Origin of the sequence: Streptomyces sp. NBC_01390 (assembly GCF_045040105.1) — a bacterium.
GTDB lineage: Bacteria > Actinomycetota > Actinomycetes > Streptomycetales > Streptomycetaceae > Streptomyces.
On record NZ_CP109551.1, the window covers coordinates 3543147 to 3566304 of the forward strand.

Here is a 23158-nt window from a genome sequence, read left to right on the forward strand (position 1 = left end):
CGCCGGTCCAGCTCGCGTCCAACCCCGACGTCTGCGACACAGCGCCGCGTACTCCCGGAGTGACCCGCCGCCAGTGTTGCCTGCAGGTGAAGTCGCCGCTCCACTCAGCCCTGCACATCGCGTGCACCCCCGAACTCTGCGTACCCCCTCCTGGTGATCCATCTGCTGACCTAGGATGACGAGAACCATCTCAGCGGCCCGACGGGCTTCCTGATCCGCCTCGCGAAAGCGCACGGCGGACATCGGAGGACATGCCCCCACCCGCACGAGTCTTCTTCGTGCTGCCTGGGGGCATTTCCTTGCTGTTCCGTGAGTCTGCGGCGTCCGTGGCCACCCGCATCCTCGAAGGGTCGTTGGCGCTGCATCTGACCGAGAATTTCCGTCACCAGCACGGCCGGAACGCCGGACAGGCGGAGATACGGTCCTGGGAACGCAGCCTCCCGGCACTGGTCAACGCACTCATGGAGGCCGGACTCGACAACATCGAGGTACTCATCGAGTACAGCCTGCCCCTCACAAGCAAGCGCGCGGACGCCGTACTCGCCGGCGTACACCCGACCACGGGCGAACCGTCGTACGTCGTGGTCGAACTCAAGCAGTGGAGCGCGGCCTACCCGGAAGAGGACGAACCTCTGCTGTGCCGGATCGACGCGTACCCGCAGCCCGTGCTCAACCCGATCGAGCAGGTCCGGGGCTACTGCGAGTACCTGTTGTCGTTCAACGGGGCGCTGGAGCGGATGCCGAAGTCTCTGGCAGGGGTGGCGTTTCTGCACAACGCGACCGAGTTCGGTGTCGCGGGACTGCGCAGCGTCAAGGAGGACCAGCGCGGCCGGATGTACACCGGCGAACAGCGCGGCGCCTTCCTTGACTTCCTGCGCTCCAGGCTCGCCGCGAAGCCCGGCGCGGAGGCTGCGGACGTACTGCTCAGCGGCAAGGTCCGGCCGTCCAAGCAGTTGATGGCCGTCGCGGCGGCCGAGATCCGCGACCGCGAGCAGTTCGTGCTCATCGCCGAGCAGCGGGTCGCCTACGAGCAGGTCATGTCCGCCGTGCGCAAGGCCAAGCGGTCCAACCACAAGCAGGTCGTCGTGGTGACGGGCGGTCCCGGCTCCGGCAAGAGCGTGGTCGCGCTGTCGTTGCTGGGTGAGCTGTACCGACGCGGGGTGACCGCTCTGCACGCGACCGGGTCAGCGTCGTTCACCAAGACCATGCGCAAGGTCGCGGGGGCGCGAAAACCCGCCGTGCAGCAGTTGTTCAAGTACTTCAACAGCTTCATGGACGCCGAGCCGAACGACCTCGACGTACTGATCTGCGACGAGGCCCACCGCCTCCGCAAGACCTCCGCCAACCGCTACACCAAGGCCGAACTGCGCACGGGCCGCCCCCAGGTGGCGGAGCTGATCGACGCCGCCCGGGTACCGGTGTTCCTGCTCGACCAGCACCAGGTGGTGCGGCCCGGCGAGATGGGAACGAAGGAGGAGATCAAACGGGCCGCCGCCGCACAGGGCCTCGAGTGCACGGTTGTCGAGTTGGACGGCCAGTTCCGGTGCGGCGGCAGCGACGCGTACGAGAAGTGGGTCGTCGACCTGCTCGGGCTGGAGGGCGGCACGCCCAGCCAGTGGGAACCCGACGGCAAGTTGGAACTGCGGACCGCCGAAAGCCCTCAGGAACTGGAGGACTTCCTCGTCGCTCGCCGTAAGGAGGACTACAGCGCTCGTATGTCTGCCGGTTACTGCTGGAAGTGGACCACCAAGGTCACCCCGGACATGACGGCGCTTCCCGTCGACGTCGTCATCGGCGACTGGGCGCGGCCTTGGAACGTGTTCGGCGAACGGTCTGTCCTCGGCGCGCCGCCCTCGCCCCTGTGGGCCACTGACCCGGCCGGCTTCGGCCAAGTCGGCTGCGTCTACACCGCACAGGGCTTCGAGTACGACTGGTCGGGCGTGATCATCGGACCCGACCTGGTGTGGCGTACGGACCGCTGGATCGTGGACCGCACGGCGTCGAAGGACCCGATTTTCACGAAGGCGACGCCGGACAGCGACATCGACCGGCTGATCCGCAACACGTACAAGGTCCTGCTGACCCGGGGCATGGTCGGCACGATCATCTACTCGACGGACCCTGAGACGCGCGAGAAGCTGCGGTCACTTGTGTCTCCGGCCTCCGGGGTGATGGCACTCGTCGGCGTATAGCCGGGCGCAGGCGCGCCGCGCCGGCGGACGGCCCACGCGCGCCGGCCTGCGGCCTGACGGACGCTCGCCCGAGGTCGCCCCCGCCGACCCGGTCCCCGTGGAAAACCTCCGCACGTCAAGTCAATCCGCCAGGCTCGTCCGGGGCCGTGATGAAACCCATCACGGCCCCAATCCGGCGGCGCCCAGGTGTCTCTACGGGTGAGCGAAGCCATGCGTGCGGATCGCGCGGTCCAGGTGCCAGAACGTCTTGTCGATGGCGTTGCGTGGGAAGGTGATGGTGTACGGGGCGACGGCTGCGGGGACGGACTGGCAGCCTTCCTCGGCCAGGATCAGGACACGGTCGAAGCCGCAGTGTCCCTGAAAGAGACCGATCTCGTGGATGACGTTCTGGCGGGCGACCAGGTGGCCGTCCCCGGTGGAGTCCTCGGCGGTGAGCACGCAGATGGCGAACCCACAACGCTGCAGGTAGTCGGACAGGGCGTCGGTGACCTGTCGGCTGCCCCAGGCGTCGGATTCGAAGGAGTAGACCGGTAGGCCGAACCGCTGCTCGACGAAGGCTTTCACCGCCAGCCACTCGGGGCTGTGGCCGTGAGCCACGAACACGCCGTCGGGCAGAGCGGCGGTGCGCCGGGTGCTCTCCACGGATCCGATGAAGTCCCGTGTGACTTCGGCGAGTTGTGCGTGGCCGTGGCTGCCGACGTAGCGCAGCTTGTGGCGGGCCAGAGTCATCCCGAGCAGCGCCCCGAGTTCGATCTGCAGTCGGTCGCCGGTCAGGACGGCCAGCAGTCCTGCGGCGAACACGTCACCGGCGCCGGTGGCGTCTTCCACCTGGTCGTCGGCCAGCAGGAGCTGGGGGTAGAAGGCGTCCACGGCTTTCCCGTTCTCCTGGCGCCAGGTGTGGGTGCCGGCCCGCCGCTTCACCACGATGACGCCGCGGTCCGCCGCGCCCTGGTTCAGGAGCCGGGCCGCGATGTCCTCGTCGGAGTCATCACCGCTGAGGCGGCCGAGTTCGCGGAATTCGCGGTGGTTGAGCAGCAGATAGTCGGCCAGGGCGACGATGCCGGTCACCGCGGGGGTGGGGTTGGTGCTCCAGACGTGGCCGGGGTCGAAACTGATGAGCGTCGCCGGGTTGGTGCGTTTCACGGCTTGGAGCAGGGCCAGCAGCCGGTCCGGGGTGCGGTCGTCGAGGAAGGAGGTCACATGGACGACCCGCGCGCCCGCCAGGTAGGCGACAACATCGTCGAAGGCTCGCTCCAGGTGGTCGGCCATGGCCGAGTTGGCGCCCGCGTGGGTGAGCAGGGTGCGTTCGCCGTCCTCGGTGAAGGAGAAGCAGACGCCGCACAGGTGGTCGTCGTCCTGGAAGACGAAGCTGTGGTCGACTCCCAGGGCGCGTAACTGCGCGGTGCTGGAGATGCCCGGTCCTGGTACGTGGCCGGCGACGCCGACGTAGCCCAGGCGCAGGTCGAGCTGGAGCTGCGCGAGGGTGTGGATGGCGTTGAACGCCGATCCGCCCAGGGACGTCTCCAGCGCGGTGGAGTCGACGGCTTCCAGCGCCGCGTAGACCGTGTGTTCGTCGACGGCGGTCTCGGTGCCCCACTCGGGTACCGGTCGGCCCTCGTCCATGATCTGCGCGATCCGAGCGCTCAGCGGCGTCCCCGCTGATCCGGCGGCTGGGGAGCGGGTGATGTAGTCCAGGTTGAGTGCGCCGATACCGACAACGTCCATGGTGAATCCGGGCCGGGCGGGCGCCTGGCGCCCGCTCTGTGAATCAGCGGTCATGTCGGCTTCCTCCTGGGGGTAGAAATCCTTCCCTCACCAGCGTTCTCTCCAACTCCCAGAAGGTGCTGTCGATGCGTCCGGGAGCGAAGTCCAACCGGATCAGGCCCGCGATGTTCGAGAACGACGCGCAGCCTTCCTCCGTCAGCAGGGCCACCCGCCCGAACCCGTAGTGGCCTTGGAAGACACCCACCTGGTGAATTACGTCCTCGCCGGCCCTGCGCTCCCCGCCCGACATCACTCGGGTCGCGGACAGCACGCACACGGCGAAGCCACAGCGGGCCAGCCGGTCCGCCAGGAGCCGTGGCATCTCGCCCCGGTGCGGTTCGTCCTGGCCGAGCGTGTGGACCGGCAGACCGCAGTCCTCTCGCAGGAACTGTCGCAGCATCTCCCACTGAGCCCCGCTGTCATGGGCGAGCAGCACCGCCGGCGGCCGGGTGCCCGGACCGGACAGCTTCTCGGCCGACTGCAGGAATCCACCGCCCAGGCGCGGGGGAACAGAGGTCCGCAACTGGCCGTGGAGGGTGCGGTGCCGGGCCAGACTCAGGCCCAGGAACGTTCCCAGCTCGATCTGCAGTCGCCGGGAGGTCTGTGAGGCGAGCACCGCGGCGGCGAACACGTCGCCCGCACCGGTCGCGTCCTCCAGTGCCGTCTCCCGCGTGGGCCGCCTCAGCTGGAACCGCTGCGCCAGTACCCCGGCCGGGGAGTCCCGGAACACTTCGATGAAGTCGTAGCGCTTGGCGACGAACACGGTGCACCCCGCCGCGCAACCGGCCAGGACCCGCGCGGCAAGCACCTCGTCCGACTCACCGACCTCGTAGTCCCCCAGAGCCTTGAACTCGCGGTGGTTGACGAACAGTAGATCCGCCAGCGCCAGGATCCCCTCCACGGCCGGGCTGCGGTGTTCCGCCCAGTCGAAGCCGGGGTCGAAACTGATCCGCAACGCCGGATTACGTCGCCGTGCCTCGGTGAGGACCTCCAGCATGAGCGGGGGTGTCGCCTCGTCCAGGAACGAGGTGACGTGCACGATCCGGGCCCGCGCCAGATAGCCCGCGATCCGGTCACCGTGCCGACGTAAATGGTCGGCCATGGCGAAGTTCGCGCCCGGATGGGTCAGCATCACGCGCTCGGCCTCCTCCAGACACGACAGACACGTCCCGCACAGCAGGTCCGGCCTACGCGCCACCCAGCGCCGGTCGATGCCCAGCAGATCCATCTGCCGCACGAACGACAGGCCGGGCGTCTCGATCCGCCCGACCACCCCTACGTACCCCAGCCGGACGTTGACCCGCATCTGCGCCAGAGCGAAGATCGTGATCCACGCCGAACCGCCCAGCGAAGCGTCCAACGAGGCCGTCCCCAGCCGCTCGACCGCCTTGGAGATCGTGACCTCGTCCACCGCCCCTTCCGTGTTCCATTCGAACCGGGCCGTCGACTCCGACACCTGCTCCGCCAGACGCCGCGACAACCGCGACGCGCCCGCGATGTAGTCCACGTTCAACGCGCCGAAACCGACGATCTCAACAGGCTGCTGCCCGTCGGCTAACCGGCTGTTGTCATCCACGGCATCTCCCCCGAAGTCCGCCCCGATATGACGTACACAGCAGGCATACCCGCTCCCCGACCCCTCCACCGTCCTGCGGCCCAGCGCCGGCCGCGTCCAGGGGGCTCGCTGTCGCGAACGTCGCGGAGTCGCGCCCCCTCATAGCCGTACGGCAACAGGGTGAGCGCCCGCGCGCCGTGCTGCGCCCGGCGACTCACCCGTACGGACCTGAAGGCCGATCACCGCAATCGACCACGCGGACCTCGCCCCGCTGAGACTTTTCGACACATCACCCGGCGACTACAGCCTGATCCTCGGCGACCGGGACTGAACCTGAACCACGAACCCGATCCCAGCGGCTTTGAAACCGGGATCGCAGCCCCGCAGTTGTCGCAGTCGCCACGATCCGTACGGCCAAGCGAGGTGATCACTCGATCGTGACTTTCCCCCCTCCCCCACCCGCCGTGTCGTGATGCTGGAGGGAACGGCGTATGACCGGCGCCGCCCGGATGCGATGTGGACAGAGGGACGGGGACCGGCATGACGCACGAAGCAGGACCACACGGAGGCCCGGGACTGGACGGGCGGGCGGTGCTCCTTGTCGCCGGGCTGGCCGATCTCACGGTGAGCACCCTGGGTTCGGCCCTGGGTTCGGCCCTCGGGACGTTCCGGGGGTTGTTACGGCGGTCCGACACAGCGGAGTTGGCTGCGGACGCCGAGCAGGATCTGATGGCGCGCGGGCGTCTGGTGCTGGACCGGTACGCGGCCGTGCCCCCGGCCCACCTGGAGATCCTCGCCCGGCACGCGCTGGCTCGGCGGGCCGCCGATGACGTATGACCGATGGGAGCCGACCGCTTTCAAGGCCCGCGTCGACGAGGTGTTACAGCCGTTCGTCGCCCAGGAGGCCGATCGGTTCGCGGCGATCGACCCGTTACTGGGCCCGGTGGCCGAGCAGTTGGAGTCCGTTGTCGCGGACGGCAAACGGATGCGGGCGGCGTTCTGTTACTGGGGCTGGCGCGCGGTGGGGCAGCCGGACAGTGACGCGCTGGTTCGGGCGGCGGCCTCCATGGAGCTGGTGCATGCCGCGGCTGTCGTGCACGACGACCTCATCGACGACAGCGCGTTACGGCACGGCCGGCCCACCCCCCATGTCGCTCTGCGCGATGCCGTGCGCCGCCGCCCGCGTGCCGTCGCCGCCGCGAGGTCGCTGGCGATGCTGGTCGGGGATCTGCTGATGGGCCTGGCCGGGCAGTTGTTCGCCGGCAGTGGTCTGCCCGCCGCGTATCTGGCCCGGGCCCGCCCGTTGTGGGCGGTGCTGACCCGGGAGCTGATCGCGGGCGAGTGTCTGGAGATCCTCCGTACCGGCGCCGAGCCGGACGTCGAGGCGTCGCTGAAGGTGATCCGCTACAAGACCGCCAAGTACACCGTCGAGCACCCCCTGTTGATCGGCGGCGCCCTCGCCGGGGCGGGTGAGCGGCTGCGTGAGGGCTACTCCGCCTACGGTCTGCCACTGGGCGAGGCGTTCCAGCTGCGGGACGACCTGATCGGCCTGTTCGGCGACCCGGAACTCACCGGCAAGGCCAACTCCGATGACGTACGCGGCCATCGGCCCACCGCCCTGCTGGCCGAGACCTGGCGTATCGCCGGTGACGGCGACCGGGAGCAGCTCCGCGCCCTCCTGGGCCGACGCGACCCGGACGGGGAAGGGCTCGACGCCGTACGCGAGGTGATGGGCCGGCTGAGGACGCCCGACCGTGTCGAGGACATGATCACCGCGCGCGTCGAGGAAGCCCTCGGCGCTCTCCACGAGCTGGACGTGCCACCACAAGCCGCCGCTGCCCTGTCCGCGTTGGCGCACTCGGCGACCGTCCGCCAGTCCTGACCCCGTCGCCCCCAGCTCCTACGTCGTGGACGCCCCGTTGAAGACAAGGACCCTGCCGTGACCTGCACCGAGGCATCCATGGACACCCTGCGTCTGGCCGGTGACGAACTCGCCGACGCCACCGTGGCCGCACTCTTCGAACGCGGGGAGGTGGGCAAGTTCAACACCCTCATGCGCTACGTCTCCACCGCCGGCGCTCCCCTGCCGGACGGGCTGCCCGATGTCGCCCGGGAGTACCTCCGGGCCACGAGCGTCCCGCCGGCCTGGGTCGACTGGGGGGAGATGGAGAAGGCCCGGCTCTTCTTCATCGACAACAACATGCACATCTCCACCGCCCTCTCCTTCGCCTCGATGCCCGCCTGCTACGTCGTCCCGCACGTGGCGAAGCTCCTGTCGGCCACCCATGGGCTGGAGTACCCCTCCAAACGGATGGCGGAGACCGGCCAGTTCACCGTGTACCTGATGCGGCCCGACGCCTTCGAGGCCGGCGGCCGCTTCATCCCCGCCGCCCAGAAGGTCCGCCTCCTGCACGCCGCCATCCGCCACCACCTCGTACGCGAGAACCGCTGGGACACCGGAACGCTGGGAACGCCCATCTGTCAGGAGGACATGATCGGCGGGCAGATGTTCTTCTCCCTGCTCGTACTGGACTCCCTGCACCGCCTCGGCATCCACATGTCAACCGAGGGCGCCGACGCGTATTTCTACGCCTGGCGGGTCGTCGGAGCGATGCTCGGCGTCGACCAGGACGCCGTCCCCAAGTCCCTTGAGGAGGCACGCCAGTTCCTCGACCTGTACATGATCCGGCACATGGGCCCTTCCGCCGAGGGCGCGCACCTGACCCGACAGCTCATCGACCTCTACGAGGAAGTCGTACCCGGCACCTTCTTCGACCCGATCGTCTCCGCGCTCATCCGCCACCTCGTCGGCGACACCTGCGCCGACTGGCTCCAGGTGCCCCGCACCAGCTGGGACACCGTCGTCAAGGCGGTCCCCCACCTTCTCGGCGTACTGGAGACCGTCGAGGACCGCTCCCCCCTCGGCGCCTGGGCCCTGGACCGCCTCGGCCACCTCACGACCGTCCTTCAGCTGTCCTCCCTCACCCGCGGACGCGTCATGCACTACGCCATCCCGGAACACCTGAAGAAGGACTTCGGCGTCTCCGACACGGTGCCCCGCACCCGCCGATGGACCCCGCCCGGCGCGACGGTCTCCCACTGACCCCGCCCCGCAAATCCGCGCTTTCGCGGGAGGCCGGCTGTCCGCTTCCGCGAGATATTCGGAGGGTGATTCACCTGGTCATGCGGGGGCGGAGGTGATCGCGGCCCAGATGATCAATGGCGCCCCGGCCGGACCCACCCCCGCGCTCGGGCCCGCCGCAGACGGGGATCCGAGCCCGCGCGACCAGCCACCCCTTCGTCACCGTTCAGGCCGCAGGCACCGGAAAGATCATGCAGCTGCTGATCGCGTGAGCGAGCAGGCGGTCCGTGCCGTCGACCAGGCGGGCCTCGGCGAGAGCCGTCTGGCGGCTTCTACTGACGACCGTGCCGATGGCGCGGACCTTGCCGGTGTCCACGGTGATCCGCCGGAGGAACTTCACGGTCAGGTCGAGCGAGGTGTAGGCCATGCCCTGGGGCAGCGTCGAGTGGACGGCCCCGCCCGCCGCCGAGTCGAGCAGGGTGGCGAAGACACCGCCGTGCACACTGCCGATGGGGTTGTAGTGCTCCTCGCCAGGCACCAGCGAGAAGACCACGCGCCCTTCCTCCACCTCCTCAAGGGTGAAGTCCAGAGCAGCCGTGATGGGCGGCGCGGGCAGGCGGCGCTCAAGCAGGTCGCGCAGCATCTGGAGCCCCGAGGTGCGGCCGGCGGCGGCTCCCGAGATCGAGGGGTCCTCCCACTCGAACGTACGCGTCCGTCCCACAGTCCCGTGCCTCTCGCTCGGCTGGCTTCGTCAAGCGAAGCTAGTCGCGCGTCCTGCTGACTGTCAATCGTGAAGTCAGGCGGCCTACGATGGCGTCATGACGTGGCTTGAGGTGAGCACGGAGAACTGCACGGTCCAGCGCACGCTCGACGTGGTCGGTGAGAAGTGGACGCTGCTGATCCTGCGGGACGCCAGCGTCGGAGTGCGCCGCTTCGAGGAGTTCCGGCGTCATATCGGCCTGTCGGAGGCTGTGCTCAGCGACCGGCTGCGCAAGCTGACGGCGGCCGGAATCCTGAAGTCCGTCCCGTATCAGGAGCCGGGCAGCCGTGTTCGCCACGAATACCGGATGACCCGCAAGGGCTGGGACCTGTGGCCCGTCCTCGTGGCCCTTCGGCAGTGGGGCGAGGCGTACGAGGGCGACCCGGAAGGGCCGGTCATGGACATTCGGCACAGCGAGTGCGGGGCCCCGGTGCGGGTGGTGGTCGAGTGCGCCGGAGAGCACGCCGCGCTGACCCCCGCCGAGGTCACCGTCCGGCCCGGCCCGGCGGCCCGCCCGCAGCCGTGACCCTCCGCCTCAGAGGCCGCCGGGACTACGGACCAAGGGGGGCCGTCAGAGTTGCTCGCGCCGCCGCCAGGATCTCCTCGGAGAGCGGGGAGTCCTTGGTGGCCCGGGCCAGGACGAGTGCGCCGAGCATGGTGCACAGCCGGGTGACGCCGTCCTGGTCCTCGGTCGCGAGGAACTCGGCGAAGTCGCCCACGCCCTCGGTGTAGACGCGGTTCGCCTCGCGGCTGCCCTGCTCGCGGGCCATGTCGTGGGCGAGCGCGGCCACGGGGCAGCCGTCCGCCGGGTTGTCGCGGTGCTTGACGGAGAGGTACTCCTCGATCAGCGCCTGCTGGGCGCCCTCACGTCGCCGGTCGACACGCTGCCCGTCGAGTGCGGCCGTGTGGCGGTCGGCGAGTTCACCGAAGGCGTGCGCCGTGGCCTCGTCGATCAGTGCCTCCTTGGAGGCGAACTGCTTGTAGAAGCCCCCGTGGGTCAGACCGGCCGCCTTCATCAGGTCGGCGACGCTGATGTGCGTCCCCTGTTCACGGAACAGCCGGGAGGCGGTCCGCACGACCCGCTCACGGTTCTCCCGAGCCTGCGCCTGTGACACACGACCCATCGGTACCTCCTCAGTTGAATGTTGGTCGACATCTAATCTATGCTCATTTTAGATTTGGATCGTAATTTAAATAGGAGCCCTCCCCTGGGCTCCACATCACCAGGAGCAGACATGGACCTGAAGAACGCTGTCGTGGTCGTCACCGGTGCCAACCGGGGGCTGGGGCGCCACCTGGCCGCCCAGCTCGTGGAGCGCGGCGCGAAGGTGTACGGCGCGGCGCGGCGACCCGAGACCGTCGACCTGGAGGGTGTGATCCCGCTCCGCCTGGACATAACGGACGAGGACTCGATCCGCTCGGCTGCGCTCGTCGCGGCCGACGCGACGCTGCTGGTGAACAACGCCGGCATCTCCACCGCCACCCCGCTGATCGCCGGCGGCAAGGACGCGGTGCGACTGGAGATGGAGACGAACTTCTTCGGGCCGCTCGCCGTGACCCGGGAGTTCGCCCCGGTCATCGAGGGCAACGGCGGCGGCGCCGTACTCAACGTCCTGTCGGTGCTCTCCTGGCTGCACCCCGCCGACCTCGGGTCCTACGCCGCCGCCAAGGCCGCCGCATGGGCGCTGACCAACGCGACCCGGGAGGAGCTCGCGCCTCGCGGCATCTCCGTGTCGGCGCTGCACGTCGGCTACATGGACACCGACATGGCCGCCGTCATCCCCGCCGACCAGAAGGCCGACCCCGCCGATGTCGCCGCGCAGGCACTCGCGGGCCTGGAGAAGGGACAGGACGAGATCCTCGCCGACGACACCACCCGTTACATCAAGCAGGGTCTGTCGGGGAAGTAAGTACTCCGCTCCGCACGAGCGCGGCGAACTACGCCCAGAATCCGAAATCCGTACTAGAATCTGTACAGAATCAAGACTCTATACGGGACGGATGCGGAGACAGCATGGAGATCCCTGAGGTCGTGACCGTCAGCGACGCGCGTGCGCAACTGTCGAGGATCCTGACCGACCTGTCGGAGTCCGGCGCGGCTGCCGACCCGGTCCTGATCGGCGCCCATCGCAAACCTCAGGGAGTCCTCCTGTCCGTCGAGGCCTTCGAGGCGTTGAGCGGCCGAGCGGAACGGCGTGCGGCCGTCGCCTCGGCCACCGGCTCCGTCGAAGCCGAGGGGCTCCACGCCTCCGCGGCCTCCGACCGTGACACCGAGGCGTACGTGAAGGGCGACCTCGATGCGGACACCCTGGTCGCCCGCGCGATCGCCCGCCACCGACAGACCGCGGAGCGGCGGGCGGGGTGAACGATCCGTACGCCATGCCCAACGGCGTGCTGCGCAACAATCTCGGCATCACCGACCATCAGCTGCTCGCGGCGGCGGAGGCGGACATCACCCGGGCCCGCCTGGTCATGCTCGCCGAACGACCACTGCCCGGCGCGTACGACCTCGGCCATCTCCAGGCGTTCCACGCCGCGATATTCGGCGACATCTACTCCTGGGCAGGCGAGTTACGTACCGTGAACATCGCCAAGCGCACCCCGTTCTGCCCGGCGCGGACCCTGGTGCCCTACGCCGACGACATCTTCAGCCGTCTCGCCTCCTCCGGCCGACTGCGCTATCTCCCCCGGCAGGAGTTCGTCGTCCAACTGGCCGAGCTGTACGGCGACATGAACGTCCTCCACCCCTTCCGCGAGGGCAACGGCCGCGCCCAGCGGGCGTTCCTGACCCAGCTCAGCGCCGACGCGGGATACGCCCTGAACTGGTCGGGCACAGACCCCCAGCGCAACGAGGACGCCTCGGTGAAGAGCTACCTCGGCGACAACAGCCTGTTGGAGCAGCTGCTCGACGAACTGGTCACCCCGAACTGACTCACACTCACCGCCGCCCGAGGCTCGGCGTACGTGGGCCCCCTCAGCGGCCAACGGCGGCGTGTACAGCCATCTCGTGGACGCGGTCGTCACCCTGTCTCCGGGCGAGCGGTTCGTGAATCGGGCCCGTGCCGTGGGACAGGGGCAGGCCGGTGGCGTGGTTGGCGTGGGAGATGATCTCCGCGGCGATGGAGACGGCTGTCTCCTCGGGTGTGCGGGCACCGAGGTCGAGCCCGATCGGCGAGCGCAGTCCGGCCAGTTGCTGCTCGGACGCACCGGCCGCGCGCAGGCGGTGCAGCCGTTCGTCGTGGGTGCGCCGGGATCCCATCGCGCCGACGTAACCGACGGGCAGGTCGAGCGCCAGCCGCAGCAGCGGGATGTCGAACTTGGCCTCGTGCGTGAGGACACAGACGGCGGTACGGCCGTCCACCTCGGTCCGTTCCAGGTAGCGGTGCGGCCAGTCGACCACCACCTCGTCCGCGTAAGGGAAGCGGGCCTCGGTGGCGAAGACGGGACGCGCGTCGCACACGGTGACCCGGTAGCCGAGGAAGCGGCCGGCCTGGCTGAGCGCGGCGGCGAAGTCGACCGCGCCGAAGATCAGCATGCGTGGCCGGGACGCGTGGGCATGGACGAGGACGGACAGCCGGTCGGGGCAGGTGTCCGCGTCGCCGCCGACCTCGACTCGGGCCGTACGTCCCGCCCGTAGGAGGGCACGGGCCTGCGCAGTAACCAACCGGTCCAACTCGCCGCCGTCCAGGGCTCCTTGGGCCGCGTCGACGTCACCGAGGACGGACAACGTACGACCGAGGAGTTTCTCCGGACCGTCGACGACCTGTGCCACGGCAGTGGGCCGGCCCGACACGACCCCCGCCAGGGCAGCGGCCAGGTGGGGCTGGGCTGCGGGGTCGATCCGCCGGACCAGGACGTCGAGTTCGCCGCCGCAGGTCAGTCCGACGGCGAAGGCGTCGTCGTCGGAGTAGCCGAACCAGGCGCGCTGAGCCTCGCCCCCGTCCATGAGCACCTGTCGGCACAACTCGTAGACGGCGCCCTCGACGCAGCCGCCGGAGATGCTGCCGACCGCGTTGCCGTCCATGTCCACCGCGACCGACGTGCCGACCGGCAGGGGTGCGCTGCCGTGGACGCCGACGACGGTGGCCAGGGCGAAGGGGCGTGCCTCGCGGCACCAGAGGTGCAGTGTGTCCGCGATGTTCAACATGGGCCTGCCTCGGTGGGGGGGGTGGGGAAGGGCCGTCGCCGCGCTCCACGGGGGCGGGAGCGCGGCGACGACCCTGGGAGGTCCGGCAGCCGGACGGGGGAGGCCGACTGCCGGACAGGCATGGGGTGCCCCGGGCACTGGGCTTCTCCTCCGTGGCCCGGGGCACCCGGATCAGATCAACGCCTCGGCGGTGATGGGCAGTTCGCGGACACGGCGGCCGGTGGCGTTGTAGACCGCGTTGGCGATGGCCGCCGCCACCCCGACCTGGACGATCTCTCCGATCCCCTTGACGCCGAGCGGGTCGGCGTCGGGGTCCTCGCCCTCCAGGTAGATCGCCTTGAGGTCGCGGATGTCGGCGTTCACGGGGACGAGGTAGTTGGCGAGGTCGGCGTTGACGATCCGGCCGTCGCGGTGGTCGGTGACCGTGTGCTCCAGGAGGGCCTGGCCGATGCCGCCCACCATGCCACCCAGCGCCTGGCTGTCCGCCAGCTTGGGGCTGACGATGCGGCCCACGTCGTACACCCCGAGCATCCGCCGCACCCGTACCAGGCCGAGGGTGGCGTCGACGCCGACCTCGGTGAAGACCGCGCCGTAGGAGAAGTACGAGTGGCGCGCGGGCTCCGGCGGCCCGGCGTAGGCGCCGTCGGCTTCGAGGTGGGTGAGCTTGTTGCGGGTCAGCAGTCGCTGGTAGGTCTCGCCGCGGGTGGGGTTGTCGTGCACGTGCAGCCGGCCGGCGCGTACGACGATGTCCTCGGCCGGCACGCCGTACAGCGGCGACTGCTCGTCCTCGACGGCCAGCTTGATCGCCTGGCCGCGGACCTTGTTGCAGCCGTCGAGAACGGCGGAGCCGACGACCGTCATGGTCTGCGAGCCGCCGTGCGGCGGGGTCGGCGGGTAGAGGGAGTCGCCGAGCCGGAAGGTCACCGCTCGCATGGTCAGGCCGAGGGCGTCCGCGGCGACCTGGGTCTGGGAGGTGTAGGTGCCCGGGCCCATGTCGCTGGTGGCGGCCTCGGCCACCGCGGTGCCGTCGGCGTCCAGACGGACCCGGGCCTGCGCGGGGAAACGCCCGGGGTCGTACACGGCCGCGGCCATGCCGAGCCCGATCAGCCAGTCGCCGTCACGCGTCGAGCGTGGCTTGGGGTTGCGCCGGTCCCAGCCGAACTCCCGGGCGCCCACGGTGTAGCACTCGCGCAGCTTGCGGGTGGACCAGGGCAGTCCGTTCGACTCGTCCTCGGCCGGCTCGTTGCGCAGGCGCAGCTCGATCGGGTCGACGCCGAGCCGGTTCGCGAGTTCGTCCATGGCCGACTCGATGGCGAAGGACGCGTTGGCGAAGCCCGGACCGCGCATCCACAGCGGGGTGTTCACGTCCAGGGGGACCTTGCGGTACTCCTGGCTGACGTTGGGGGTGCTGTAGAACATCTGGCCGGCGCGCATGATGGCCTCGTCGAACTTCTCGTACGACGAGGTCTCCGCGTCCATCTCGTGCACCATGGCGGCCAGTCGGCCCCGCCGGTCGCTGCCGAGGCGCACCCGGTAGTCGTACGAGGGCCGGAAGCCGGTGCCGAAGTACAGCTGACGGCGGCTCAGAACGAGCTTGACGGGACGCTTCAGCTCGCGGGCGGCGAGGGCTGCGACCACCGTGTGCGGCCAGCAGCGCAGCCCGCTGCCGAAGCCGCCGCCGACGAACGGCGAGATGACCCGCACGGATTTCATGGGCAGGTCGAACACCGTGGAGAGTTCGGTCTGGGTGCCCACCACCCACTGGGTCTTGTCCCACACGGTGAGCTTGTCGCCGTTCCAGCGGGCGATGGTGGCGTGCGGTTCCATCGGGTTGTGGTGGTTGCGGGCCATGCGGTAGTCGAGGTCCATGCGCACCGCCGCGTCGCGCAGCCCGGCGGCGGCGTCACCGCGCGCGTACGTGGTGGGCTCGTCCGGCTTCGCCTCCGCCATGTCGGTCGACGGGTTCTTCGCGTCGTAGCCGATCTTCACCAGACTCGCCCCGTGCTGTGCGGCCTCCAGAGTGGTGGCGACGACGACGGCGACGGGCTGGCCGTGGAAGAGGACCTTGTCGTCCTGGAAGACCCGCAGCCGCCTGCCCTCCGGGTTGTTGGACCCGGGGTTGTCGAGGTACGGCAGCTTCGGCGCGTTGCGGTGATGGATCACCCGCAGGACGCCGGGGTGGGCCAGGGCTGCGGCCGTGTCGATGGACGTGATGCGGCCGGCGCCGACACTGCTGTCGACGATGACGGCATGCAGGACGCCGTCGACGTCGTGCTCGGCGGCGTACGTCGCCTGACCCGTGACCTTCAGCCGTCCGTCCACCCGGGACAGCGGGGCGCCGACGGCGGCCTGGGGCTGGGGACTCACTTCGTACCTCCCACGACACGCAGTTGGCGCTCGACGGTCCGCTTGAGCAACTCGGGCTTGAACCCGTTGTGTTGAAGGGTCCGCGCCCCGGCGGCCGCCTTCTCCGCCGCGGCTGTCCAGAGGGCTGCCGAGGGGCGTTCGCCGACCAAGTGCCGCTCCACGGCGGGCAGTTTCCAGGGCACCGTGCCCACTCCCCCGGCGGCGACCCTGGCCTCGCGGACGACCCCGCCGCGTATGTGCAGGGCGACGGCCGCCGACGTGAGGGCGAACTCGTAGGACTGGCGGTCGCGTACCTTCAGGTAGCCGGACCTCAGCGGACGCGGGAGCGCCGGGATCTCGACCGCCGTGATCAACTCGCCCTGCCGTAGGGCCTGTTCACGGTTGGGAGTGCTGCCGGGCCGCAGCAGGAAGTCGGCGAAAGCGATACGGCGTTCTCCGTTCGGGCCCAGCAGGTGCACGGTCGCCTCCAGGGCGGCGAACGCCACGGCGGCGTCGGAGGGGTGGGTGGCCACGCAGGCGTCGGAGGTGCCGAGGATCGCGTGGGTGCGGTTGTGGCCCTTGAGCGCGGCGCAACCCGAGCCCGGCTCACGCTTGTTGCAGGCGGCGGTCACGTCACGGAAGTAGGTGCAGCGGGTGCGCTGCATGATGTTGCCACCGATGGTGGCCATGTTCCGCAGCTGGGCCGACGCGCTCAGTTCCAGCGACTCGGAGACGACGGGATACAGCGCGCGCACCTTGGGATGTGCGGCGGTCTCGGCCATCGTCACCAGCGCGCCGATCCGCAGTCCACCGCCCTCGGTGGCTCTGACCTCGCGCAGCGGCAGATCGCTGATGTCGACCAGGCTGTCGGGGCGTTCCACGGTCTCGCGCATCAGGTCGACGAGGGTGGTGCCCCCGGCGATGTAACGGCCGCCGCGGCGACCGGCGTTGAGTGCCTCGCGCGTGTCGGAGGCGCGGGTGTAGGTGAAGGGATGCATGGCTCACTTCCCCGCGGTCTGCTCGACCGCGCGCACGATCTTGACGTAACAGCCGCAGCGGCAGATGTTCCCGCTCATCCACTCCCGGATCTCCTCCGGCGAGCCGGTGTGGCCCTCCTTGATGCAGCCGACGCCGGACAGGATCTGTCCGGGGGTGCAGTAGCCGCACTGGAAGGCGTCCTCGTCGATGAACGCCTGCTGCAGCGGGTGCAGTTGCTCGCCGTCGGCCAGGCCCTCGATCGTGGTGACCTCGGCGCCCTCCAGGCGCACCGCGAGGGTCAGGCAGGCGTTGTGACGCTGCCCGTCGACCAACACCGTGCACGCGCCGCAGGCCCCGGCGTTGCAGCCCTTCTTGGCACCGGTCAGGTCGAGGTGCTCGCGCAGCAGGTCGAGGAGTGAGGTGCGGTTGTCCACCGTCATCGTCCGGCGGGTGCCGTTGACCGTCAGCGACACCCGGCTGGCAGGCGCCGCGGCGGCCGCCGCTTCCTCCGAGCCGACAAGGACGGACCCCCCGATCACACCGCCGGCGACGGCCACACCGCCGACCGCGGTCGTGGTGGCGATGAAGGTTCTACGGGTGGGCGCCGAGGGGGACTCGTCCGGTTCCGTGGGGGGTGGGGCGGGAGAGACGGCTTCGGTGGACATGGGTACTCCTTCGCGTCACTGGGGGGATTCGGCCGCTACGGCGGCAGGGCGGGAGGAGGGGAGGGGAGGCGTCGTCAGCTGTTGACCAGGACCTTGAGGGTCTTGCGGTCGGCCATGTCCTGGTAGCCGGCCGGGACGCCGTCGAGGGCGGTGGTGACGTCGAAGACCCTGCCGGACTCGATGGCGCCGCTGAGGATGTCGGGCAGCAGTTCCTCGATGTAGGCGCGGACCGGAGCCGGTCCGCCGGCCAGGCGGATGTTGTGGCGGAAGAGGCTCCCGAAGCCGATCGGGGCCTCCTCGTACTGCGGTACGCCGACCCGGCTGATGACGCCGCCCGGGCGGACGACGCCGACGGACTGCTCGTAGGCGGGCAGGTTGCCGACGCACTCCAGGACCACGTGCGTGCCGTGCCCGCCGGTCAACTGCCGTACCTGGGCGATGCCTTCGTCGCCCCGTGCGGAGATCACGTCGGTGGCGCCGAACTCCCGGCCGAGGTCGGTGCGCGCCTGGTGACGGCCCATCAGGATGATCTGCTCGGCGCCCAGGCGCTTGGCCGAGAGCACGCCGAGCAGGCCGACGGCCCCGTCGCCGATCACGGTGACGCTGGTGCGCTCGTTGACACCGCCCGCCACGGCCGCGTGGTAGCCGGTGCCGAAGACGTCCGAGAGCGTCAGCAGGGACGGGATCAGTGCGGAGTCCGCGGCGACGGGGAGCTTGACGAGGGTGCCGTCGGCGAGCGGGACGCGGACCGCTTCGGCCTGGCCGCCCTCGTCCGGCACTTCGTCCCAGAAGTTGGCCTGGGCGTGGGCGCAGGAGGTGTGCAGGCCCTCACGGCAGAACGCGCAGGTGTTGTCCGAGATGGCGAAGGGTGCGACGACCAGGTCGCCCCGCTTGACGGTGGTGACCTCGGAGCCGGTGTCCTCGACGACGCCGATGAACTCGTGCCCCATCCGGGCCGGGCCGCCTTCCGGCTTCATCGAGGCGTACGGCCACAGGTCGCTGCCGCAGACACAGGACGCGGTGACGCGCACGAGCGCGTCGGTGGGGTGCTTGACGACGGAGTCCGGGACGGTCTCGACACGGACGTCGCCGGCGCCGTACATGAGGGTTGCGCGCATAACAATCTCCGATGGGCGTACTTGATCGCGTGTCCGCCGATGTGGAGTCGGAGCCGGGTACCGGAGTGGCCCCGTCGCTCGGAGCCTGCTTCCTCAGTCGTCCTCAGTCCCGAGCGCCGCCGACGTCTGCGATCTTCGTCCGTCCTACCCAACCGGCCTCGTCGCGTCGGAGGAAGGTCGTGTTTATGGGGGGTATAACTTCAACCTCCCTAAACGACGGCCGGTGGCTACCGTGGACGAAATGGACCAGCGACCCGACAACCGCACCGAGATCCGGGACTTCCTCGCCAGCCGCCGCGCCAGGATCACCCCGGAGGAAGTCGGGCTGCCCACCAGTGGCCGGCGCCGCGTCCCGGGACTGCGGCGCGAGGAGGTCGCCGTACTCGCCGGGGTGAGTACCGAGTGGTACACCCGGCTGGAGAAGGGCCACATCAGCGGGGTGTCCGAGGACGTCGTCGAGGCGGTCGCCAGAGCACTGCGACTCGACGAGGACGAACGCACCTACCTGTTCGACCTCGCCCGGGCCGCCAGACCGGCCCACCGCGCCCCCACCCGCCGAAAGGACGTCCCGGCCCCGCCCCGCATCCAGTGGATGCTCGACTCCATGACGATGTCCTCGGCATCTGTGCAGAACGGCCGCCAGGAGGTCGTCGCCAACAACGCGCTGGCCCGCTCCTTGTTCGCGCCGATGTTCGAAAGCAGTACTGCCGACAAGCGCGGCCGCGCCAGCTTCGCCCGTTACATCTTCCTCGACCAGGGCTCCCAGCACTTCTTCGTCGACTGGGACAAAGCCGCCGCCACCACCGCAGCGCTGCTGCGCGCGGAAGCCGGACGCGAGCCCTACGACCGAACGCTGCGTGACCTCATCGGCGACCTGTCCACGCTCAGCCCCGAGTTCCGCGCGCTGTGGGCCGCCCACGACGTCCGCATCCAGCACTACGGCGTCAAGCGGCTACGGCACCCTGAGGTCGGCCCCCTGGAACTGACGTATCAAGCCCTGCCGCTGCCCCTGTCGCACCGGGCGGTACACGACCTGAACATCTACACAGCCGAACCGGGCACCCCCAGCGAGGAGCGCCTCAAGCTCCTCACCAGCCTGGCCGCGACCCAGGCCCCGGCAACGGACCCCGCCGGCTCCCCTCACCGGGAGGGCACGCCCGGCAGCTCCGGCCACGATTGATCAGGGCAGTCACTCAATCTCAGTCGAGCAGCAGCACGGACATCCGCCTGGGACGGCCCATCTGGGGCGTGGAGGTGTAGATCGCCAGGACGCGGCCGGGCACGGCGCCGGCCGCGGACATCGTGTGCTGGAGCAGGCCCGGAAAGGGCCTCCGACACAGGTCAGAGGCCCTTCCCAGCAAAGCCACCGGTGGCGGCGGACGAGTCGTGCGGGACGAGTCCCGACGTCTTGCCGCTGTGAAACCCGGGGTCAGGTCGGCAGGTGGAACTGCTGGTTGGTGGTGCCTGTGCAGGACCAGATCTGCAGCCGGGCGTTGTTGGCAGTGGACATCTCGGTGACGTCCAGGCACTTGCCCGAGGCCGGGTTCACCAGGGTGTCCCCGGTGCCGCGCTGCCAGACCTGGGCGCCGGCGCCGTTGCAGTCGTACAACTGCACCTTGGTACCGTCCGCCGTGCCGGCGGCGGCGACGTCCATGCACTTGCCGAGCGCTCGGAGGGTACCGTCGCCGCCCACGGTCCACTGCTGCGCATCAGTGCCGTTGCAGTCGTACATCTGGACGGCGGTGCTGTTGGCGCTGCCGGCCGAGGCGATGTCCACGCACTTGCCGCCGAGGCCGGTGATCGGCCCGGTGGGCAGCTGGGTGTTGGGCATCACCGGGTTGTTCGCGTTGGTCAGCGTCTCCCAGGCCACGAACAGGTAGTTCGTTCCCCAGGGGCGACCGCGTTCGGTCAGTGCCTGGGTGTTCGCCATGGCGATTCCCTGTCTCGTGTGCAGGGCGTTGAACCCGGTCTCCGTGACCGGGCCCAGGCCACGCTCGAGGGGTCCCTTGCCGCACAGATTCGCCGGTTCCGGAGCCGCGCGCAGTTCCTGCGTGGACTGCCATCCCAGAGCCTGCCGCAGGCGCTCTCCGACCTGAGGGTAGAGATCCACGTTCTGCATGAGAGCCGTTTCGGCGATATGGGACATCGAGGCGATGCTGTAGCCGGTGTGCACGAAGTCCCGGCACGTCTCCTGTGTCATTCCGGTGATGTACCGGTTCGCGGTCTCCCAGTTGAACCCGCCGTCCGGGCTCCGACGGGGTGTGGGCCCGTCCGACTCGAGATAGACGAAAGCGGGAACGCGTGCGAGGTACTGGTCGACGGCCTTGTCGAAGGTGACCCCGTCATTGGTGAAGACGGAGATCCCCATCGAGGCCTCGGCCTCGACGAGGTCCCAGTTGCTGGTTCTGTCATCGCCGTTCACCACGACGGGAAGATAGACGGAACGCAGCATGCTCGCGAAGCGGTCGGCATTCGGCCAGTTGTGATACTGGTACTTCATGAGCTCGGCGGCCTTCACCCACGACGCGGCCGACCACGCCGTCTGAATGCCGGTGTTCGCGCCCGTGTGGCCCGTGATCGTGGACGACCAGGCATCCATGATCTGGATCGACTTCTTGGCGTACCGCTCGTCACCGTTGATGGCCCACGCGAGCGCGTCAGTGTAGGCGGCGATCGCGTCCTGACGTTCGTTCGTGCACCCGTTGTCCGGATTGCTGCTGACACCGCAGTTGACGACCGGGCGAGGGGTCGCGACGCGCGAGAGCGAGGCCAGAGGATCGCTGATCATGTCGTCGTACGCCCCCTTCCAGGGGGCCGCGCTCTGCTGGACCTTGGTCCGCACGAACTCGAGTTGCGTCGAGGTTATGTTGACTCCCGGGTGCGCGAAACTCTGCGGAGCCGCAACTTGAGTTGAAGCCTCGGCGGCACTCATTGACGCCCCTGAGAGCATCAGAAATCCACACGCTGTCGCTAGCGCGAAGCGCTTCTGCGTCGAATTCATGGGAGTGGGTTTCCTGTTCCTTGGCAAGACGAGGGGGTGAGGTTCAGCAGTAGAGATTGCCGCCCGGGGCGACCCCGAGGATCGCGGTGAAGTTCTGGTAGGCGCTCACCCTGCTCTGCACCTGCCCGGGGTTCTTCCCGTCGCATTCGAGAGAGCCGTTGATGGCACGGACGGTCTGGCCGAAGCCCGCCTGGTTCACCATCGCGTTGTGCGGGGTCATCGTGCCGGCGCCGGTCGACGTGTTCCAGAACCACAGACCGGTGCGCCAGGCCACGGCGGCGTCGGTCTCGACCAGCCGGGGGTTGTGGAGCAGGTCGATCCCGAGCGCGTCGCCCGCCGCCTTGTAGTTGAAGTTCCAGCTGAGCTGGATGGGACCGCGCCCGTAGTAGGCGGCCTGACCGGCCGGGCAGCCGTACGACTGGCTGAGGTCGCAGTAGTGCGGGTAGTTGGCGGTGTTCTGCTCCACCACGTAGACCAGGCCGCCGGTCTCGTGATTGACGTTGGCGAGGAAGGCGGCGGCCTCTTGCTTCCTGACCGTGTCACTGCCGGTCTTCGCGAACGCCGGGTAGGAACTCAGCGCCTGCACCAGCCCGTTGTACGTGTAGAAGGCGTTCCGGTTCGGGAACATCTGCTTGAACTGGGCCTCGCTGACCACGAAGCCGGAAGGGGTCGTACCGCCCCCGCTCGCAGGCGCCGTCCACTTCTGGTTCGACGTACCGCTGCAGGTCCAGATCTGCAGCCGGGTGCCGTTGGCGGAGTTGTTCTCGCGGACGTCCAGGCACTTGTCGGCGGCGGGGTTGACGATGTCGCGAGCCGCGGTGACCACCCACTGCTGGTTGGCGCCGCCCGTGCAGTCCCACAGCTGGACGGACGCACCGTCCGCCGTGCTCTGCTCGACGACGTCGAGGCACTTGCCCAGCGCACGCAGGGTGCCGTCTCCTGGATTGGACCAGATCTGAGCGTTGGTCCCGTTGCAGTCATAGAGCTGCACGGCCGCCCCGTTCGCACTGCTCGCCGACGCGACGTCGACGCACTTGCCGGCCAGCCCCTTGATCTGGCCGTCCGCTGCCGTGGCGGTCGGCGCCACCAGGAACAGCGCGGCGATCAGTGCGACAAGCAGCGTGAGTGCGGTCAGCACCGTGGAGGTGCCGGAGGAAGCGCGTCTTTCGGGTAACCGATGGACGAGGGATGCGGGCATGCGAATACCACTCCTTGGTCGGCTCAAGGCCGCGAATGTGTGAGAGACGGGGGATCATCCCCGGGGCGTCGGTGCTCACAGGCGTGAGTCCGTGCCACTCCTGGGTGAGACGGCGCGAAACGCCGCCTGACCAAGACAAACGCCAGGGTGTCTACAGCTTGTTGACGGTCACTCCACGGACCGTTGACTTCCGCTCACCGGGTCTCGCGCGCCGTGTACAGGACGTTCCACGCGCCGAGTTGACGGAGGCGCACCACCATGATCACCGGCATCCGAACACCAAGATCCGCGACAGGGTCACGGTTAGACTTCGGGCGTGATCCGCACGGTTGCCCCGGAAGCCCGGCCTCGT

Annotated in this window: 20 protein-coding genes; 9 read left to right on the top strand and 11 right to left on the bottom strand. The window is 69.3% G+C overall.

Annotated features, from left to right (window positions below; translation table 11 throughout):
• Positions 1-251: 251 nt before the first annotated feature.
• A complete protein-coding gene (locus OG241_RS15835; RefSeq protein WP_405816027.1) occupies positions 252-2192 on the top strand; it encodes a DNA/RNA helicase domain-containing protein in 1941 nt (646 codons plus the stop codon).
• Between the two features lie 192 nt (positions 2193-2384).
• Here OG241_RS15835 and OG241_RS15840 read toward each other — a convergent pair whose 3' ends face one another.
• Together OG241_RS15840 and OG241_RS15845 are read right to left on the bottom strand one after the other, a co-directional pair.
• Positions 2385-3971, bottom strand: coding sequence for a PfkB family carbohydrate kinase (locus OG241_RS15840; RefSeq protein WP_405816028.1), 1587 nt, complete (start codon positions 3969-3971; stop codon positions 2385-2387).
• Entirely contained in the window at positions 3961-5532 is a 1572-nt protein-coding gene (locus OG241_RS15845; protein WP_405816030.1) for a PfkB family carbohydrate kinase, read from the bottom strand. The genes OG241_RS15840 and OG241_RS15845 overlap by 11 nt, the downstream gene beginning before the upstream one ends.
• Positions 5533-6051: 519 nt before the next feature.
• Here OG241_RS15845 and OG241_RS15850 point away from each other — a divergent pair.
• From OG241_RS15850 to OG241_RS15860, 3 genes are read left to right on the top strand one after another with little or no spacing between them, the layout of a single operon-like run.
• Positions 6052-6348, top strand: coding sequence for a polyprenyl synthetase (locus OG241_RS15850; protein ID WP_405816031.1), 297 nt, complete (start codon positions 6052-6054; stop codon positions 6346-6348).
• Positions 6338-7393, top strand: coding sequence for a polyprenyl synthetase family protein (locus OG241_RS15855; protein WP_405816032.1), 1056 nt, complete (start codon positions 6338-6340; stop codon positions 7391-7393). The genes OG241_RS15850 and OG241_RS15855 overlap by 11 nt, the downstream gene beginning before the upstream one ends.
• A 57-nt stretch (positions 7394-7450) precedes the next feature.
• Positions 7451-8614 (top strand): oxygenase MpaB family protein, encoded by a 1164-nt coding sequence (locus OG241_RS15860; protein WP_405816033.1) that lies wholly within the window; start codon positions 7451-7453, stop codon positions 8612-8614.
• A gap of 205 nt (positions 8615-8819) precedes the next feature.
• Here OG241_RS15860 and OG241_RS15865 read toward each other — a convergent pair whose 3' ends face one another.
• Complete coding sequence (locus tag OG241_RS15865) at positions 8820-9314, bottom strand: PaaI family thioesterase (protein WP_405816034.1); 495 nt, start codon at positions 9312-9314, stop codon at positions 8820-8822.
• Positions 9315-9411: 97 nt separating this feature from the next.
• On the opposite strand from OG241_RS15865, the gene OG241_RS15870 reads away from it, so the two are divergent.
• On the top strand, positions 9412-9879 hold the full coding sequence (locus tag OG241_RS15870) for a winged helix-turn-helix transcriptional regulator (RefSeq protein WP_405816035.1): 468 nt from the start codon (positions 9412-9414) through the stop codon (positions 9877-9879).
• Positions 9880-9904: 25 nt separating this feature from the next.
• Here OG241_RS15870 and OG241_RS15875 read toward each other — a convergent pair whose 3' ends face one another.
• Positions 9905-10477: a TetR/AcrR family transcriptional regulator gene (locus OG241_RS15875; protein ID WP_405816036.1), complete on the bottom strand. Its 573-nt coding sequence runs from the start codon at positions 10475-10477 to the stop codon at positions 9905-9907.
• Positions 10478-10588: 111 nt separating this feature from the next.
• Between OG241_RS15875 and OG241_RS15880 the strand changes: the two genes are divergently transcribed.
• The 3 genes from OG241_RS15880 to OG241_RS15890 all read left to right on the top strand — a co-directional run bounded on the left by OG241_RS15880 (position 10589) and on the right by OG241_RS15890 (position 12284).
• Positions 10589-11263, top strand: coding sequence for an SDR family oxidoreductase (locus tag OG241_RS15880; RefSeq protein WP_405816037.1), 675 nt, complete (start codon positions 10589-10591; stop codon positions 11261-11263).
• Positions 11264-11367: 104 nt separating this feature from the next.
• The gene (locus OG241_RS15885; protein WP_405816039.1) at positions 11368-11718 is read left to right on the top strand and encodes a type II toxin-antitoxin system Phd/YefM family antitoxin; all 351 of its coding nucleotides are present in this window, start codon (positions 11368-11370) and stop codon (positions 11716-11718) included.
• Entirely contained in the window at positions 11715-12284 is a 570-nt protein-coding gene (locus OG241_RS15890) for a Fic/DOC family protein (protein WP_405816040.1), read from the top strand. Before OG241_RS15885 ends, OG241_RS15890 begins: the two co-directional genes overlap by 4 nt.
• Positions 12285-12327: 43 nt before the next feature.
• Here the strand turns inward: OG241_RS15890 and OG241_RS15895 are convergent, their stop codons facing one another.
• The 5 genes from OG241_RS15895 to OG241_RS15915 all read right to left on the bottom strand — a co-directional run bounded on the left by OG241_RS15895 (position 12328) and on the right by OG241_RS15915 (position 18607).
• The gene (locus tag OG241_RS15895) at positions 12328-13500 is read right to left on the bottom strand and encodes an XdhC family protein (RefSeq protein ID WP_405816041.1); all 1173 of its coding nucleotides are present in this window, start codon (positions 13498-13500) and stop codon (positions 12328-12330) included.
• 171 nt (positions 13501-13671) lie between these two features.
• Entirely contained in the window at positions 13672-15867 is a 2196-nt protein-coding gene (locus OG241_RS15900; protein ID WP_405816042.1) for a xanthine dehydrogenase family protein molybdopterin-binding subunit, read from the bottom strand.
• Positions 15864-16844 carry an FAD binding domain-containing protein gene (locus OG241_RS15905; protein WP_405816043.1) on the bottom strand — a complete coding sequence of 327 codons (981 nt, stop codon included), beginning with the start codon at positions 16842-16844 and terminating at the stop codon, positions 15864-15866. Before OG241_RS15905 ends, OG241_RS15900 begins: the two co-directional genes overlap by 4 nt.
• Positions 16845-16847: 3 nt before the next feature.
• Complete coding sequence (locus tag OG241_RS15910; RefSeq protein ID WP_405816044.1) at positions 16848-17489, bottom strand: (2Fe-2S)-binding protein; 642 nt, start codon at positions 17487-17489, stop codon at positions 16848-16850.
• A 74-nt stretch (positions 17490-17563) separates the two neighbouring features.
• A complete protein-coding gene (locus OG241_RS15915; RefSeq protein WP_405816045.1) occupies positions 17564-18607 on the bottom strand; it encodes a zinc-binding dehydrogenase in 1044 nt (347 codons plus the stop codon).
• A 241-nt stretch (positions 18608-18848) separates the two neighbouring features.
• Between OG241_RS15915 and OG241_RS15920 the strand changes: the two genes are divergently transcribed.
• Positions 18849-19787, top strand: a complete 939-nt coding sequence (locus OG241_RS15920; protein ID WP_405816046.1) for a helix-turn-helix transcriptional regulator — start codon at positions 18849-18851, stop codon at positions 19785-19787.
• Between the two features lie 249 nt (positions 19788-20036).
• Here the strand turns inward: OG241_RS15920 and OG241_RS15925 are convergent, their stop codons facing one another.
• The gene (locus OG241_RS15925; RefSeq protein WP_405816047.1) at positions 20037-21449 is read right to left on the bottom strand and encodes a ricin-type beta-trefoil lectin domain protein; all 1413 of its coding nucleotides are present in this window, start codon (positions 21447-21449) and stop codon (positions 20037-20039) included.
• Between the two features lie 202 nt (positions 21450-21651).
• Positions 21652-22746, bottom strand: a complete 1095-nt coding sequence (locus tag OG241_RS15930; RefSeq protein ID WP_405826241.1) for a glycoside hydrolase family 19 protein — start codon at positions 22744-22746, stop codon at positions 21652-21654.
• Positions 22747-23158 lie beyond the last annotated feature (412 nt).